This window comes from Nocardia sp. NPDC005745 (genome assembly GCF_040630775.1).
Lineage (GTDB): Bacteria > Actinomycetota > Actinomycetes > Mycobacteriales > Mycobacteriaceae > Nocardia.
This window is the reverse complement of the sequence record NZ_JBEXYF010000086.1, coordinates 1-3054: the sequence shown is the minus strand read 5'-3', so window position 1 is coordinate 3054 and position 3054 is coordinate 1. Positions and strand designations below refer to the sequence as shown.

1 protein-coding gene and 2 pseudogenes are annotated in these 3054 nt (G+C 64.6%); 1 reads left to right on the top strand and 2 read right to left on the bottom strand.

Going from position 1 to position 3054, the window contains the following annotated elements; genetic code table 11:
* A pseudogene (locus ABZ420_RS35905) lies at nt 1–101 on the bottom strand (transcriptional regulator); the annotation flags it as partial.
* Between the two features lie 200 nt (nt 102–301).
* Nucleotides 302–1289: pseudogene (locus ABZ420_RS35900) on the bottom strand (IS701 family transposase); the annotation flags it as partial.
* A gap of 412 nt (nt 1290–1701) precedes the next feature.
* On the opposite strand from ABZ420_RS35900, the gene ABZ420_RS35895 reads away from it, so the two are divergent.
* Nucleotides 1702–2964: a lipase family protein gene (locus tag ABZ420_RS35895; RefSeq protein ID WP_357132637.1), complete on the top strand. Its 1263-nt coding sequence runs from the start codon at nt 1702–1704 to the stop codon at nt 2962–2964.
* Nucleotides 2965–3054: the final 90 nt, after the last annotated feature.

The following is a 3054-nucleotide window of genomic DNA, read 5'->3' as shown; positions in this document are numbered from 1 at the left end:
AAATGCGCCTTCTCCGCCGCATCCAACGACAACGTCCGCGCCACAGCATTCAAAACTTGGACACTGACATTTATTTGCCGCCCCTGCTCGAGCCAGGACAACCACGGAAAGGCGCATCAATGAGATACGACGCCGCAGCTCCCCTTGAGGCATTTGAATGTGCAGGTCAGAGGCAATTCACGCCCCGACGCCCTCCCAAAATCCGCATCCGAACTTGCGTATAGGGTGCTTGACAGCTCGCGCGGCCTCCATCGTCGCGAACAGTGGTGGGGAGTTTCCGCGCGCGAGGTCTCGCATGAGCCTGTTGGAAACACTCCTCGATCCGCCACCGCGACCCCGCGATCCACGCTAGATCAGCGATCGGGGACCGGCGCGGCCCGCAGCAAACGTAGTAGGCGATCTGGGCGGGATCAGTGATGCTGCGACGGGCCAACAGCCAGTGCCCGCGGCCGGGTTCCCAGCCGATACGGATCGGGACCCGCACCCAGTCGTAGTCGCGTGGCCCGTGCGCACCGGCACCGGCACCGGCACCGGCCGAGATTCGCTGCCAGGCTCGTGCCGGCAGCGCGGCGACCAGCTCGTCGGCGCGGGACTCGGTGAACATGCCCGTGACCAGGGTGTCGTTGCGGCGAGTGGCCAGCACATGCGCGATGTCGTGTTGCTCGAGCCATACCCGCAGGTATTTGACCTGACCGTAGGCTTCATCCGCGGCGAACCACCCGAACGGCACCTTCGCCGACACCGCACGCTCCAGCATGGCCATCACCAGCCGCGGCTTGGTCGCGGACCCGACCTCGTCGGGAATCCCGGCGGCGCGGCAGCGGTCGCGGTCGCCGGTCCAGGACTCCGGTAGATACAACTCCCTATCCACCAGAGCGTGACCGTGGCGGGAGGCATACGCCAGGAACACTCCGATCTGGCAGTTCTCCGTGCGCCCGGCCGTGCCGGAGTACTGGCGCTGCACTCCCGCCGACCGCAGGCCCTTCTTCAGGAACCCCGTGTCATCAGCGATCAGCACCGCATCCTTCTCACCGATCCGCTCTGCCACATACGAGCGCACGTCGTCACGGACGCCGTCGATGTCCCAATCCGCCCACCGTAGCAACCGCTGCATCCCGTCCGGGCTCACCTCACCAGCTTGCTCGGCCAACGTCCACCCTTCTTCCGCTCGAGGCGCGCCACCAACCCCGTCACTCCCGCGCCCGGCCCCGCGGCTCCGACCGCGTGAAACGGCCACCGATCCTCACGTGCAACAAATCAAGCTCCGTTGCAACAACATCCACGACCACGTCAGCAAGCTACCGGACTGACTGCCGTTGCAGTACCTAGGCCGTATGTCCGGTACGGTCGGCGACGGCGTTCCCTTGAAAGTCCGCGTGTTGTGAGGAAGGGACACGCGAGACCGCCGTGTGGATGAACCTGCGTCGCGATACAATCGCGTCGCTAACATGTTGTGAGCTAACACAATTGATGTCCTGCGGCACGCGAAGTGAGTGAGAGCTGCCTAGACTTCTTAGTGGGCAAGGTCGCCTTCGGCCGTTTGTGAGATGAGGTCTGTGGACCTGGGCTCCGATATCGCACAGCTCGTTTATCGAACCCGGAAAGACCCGTGAAATCGTGTCAGAAACTGATCATTCGCAAGGGCCGAGAACTACAGGACCGCACCGGGGTGTCCCGCAGCTCCCCTCTCTCGACCCCTTCATGCGCTGTCCCACCGATATCGCCTCCTACGCACCGGGCTCGCTGATCCGGAGCAGGCGAGTCGAACTGTCACTGTTCGGATCGGTCCGGCAGCAGGTCCAAGCCTGGCAATTGGCCTACCGCAGCAATGACCTGTTCGGCCGGCCGGAGATCGCGATAACAACCGTCGTGCTCCCCGCTGGGGCTGTCCCGGACCAGGACCGCCCGCTGTTGTTGTTCCAGTCCGCGATCGACTCGGTGACCGAGCGTTGCGCGCCGTCCTACGTGTTGCGCCACCATACGCGGGCGCCGGGTTCGATCACCCGGCTCGAATGGCCCCTGATCGCGCATGCGCTCCGTCGTGGTTGGGCGGTCAGTATCGCCGATCACGGTGGCATGAAGGGAAGTTTCGGCGCGCCGCGGGAGCCGGGCTATCGCAGCTTGGATGGGGCAAGGGCAACGCTGTCGTTCACGCCGCTCGGTCTGCATCCGCGAACGGCGATCGCGTTGTGGGGGTACTCGGGTGGTGGCATGGCCAGCGCGTGGGCCGCCGAGATGGCTCCGAGTTACGCGCCCGAGTTGAACCTGGTCGGTGCGGTGCTTGGCGCACCGGTAGGCGATCCCGGTGAGGTGTTCCTTCGTCTGCACGGAAGCCGATTCTCCGGTTTTCCGCTGATGGTCGTGGCGGCACTGCGTCGGCTCTATCCGGACCTCGACGCTGCCCTCGATGCTGATATCTTGCCCGAGGGGCAGGCGTTGCTGGCAGCCGTCGAGAAGCTACCGCCGATCGTCGCGCTACTGCGGATGTCGAGGCAGAGTTTTGACGACCATCTACGACGCCCGCTCGACGAGATTCTCGCCGAGCCGAAGGTTCGTGCGGTGCTCGATGATCTGCGGTTGGGGTTGTCTGCCCCGGCGTGCCCGTTGCTGGTGATGCAGCCGGTCAATGATCAGGTGATCCATTGCGGCAGTGTGGACGAGCAAGTCGAACGGTACCGGGGCGCGGGCACACACGTCACTTACGTGCGCGACCGCTTGAGTGACCACTTCACGTTGCTTCCGCTGTCGACCCCATTGAGTCTGGGCTGGTTGTCCGGCCGCATCGCTGCCGAGCCCTTGGCGCCACCGAGCACGCGAACCGTGCTGTCATCGAGCATTTCGGCACCGAGTCGGCGCGGACTGATCGGGGTTGTCGGTACCGCGCTGGCGGTCGCAACCGGGCGGCCGCTGATCGGTGCGCCGATCGCTTCACTCGGACGTCACCCGGTGGAGAAGGCGGCCTAGTACTCCAGCCGCACTTCGTTATGTTGGGCGGTAGTCTGTTTCGTTGTGTTGATCGATGAGGATCTGGCTGCGTGGGTGGCTGGGCTGGAT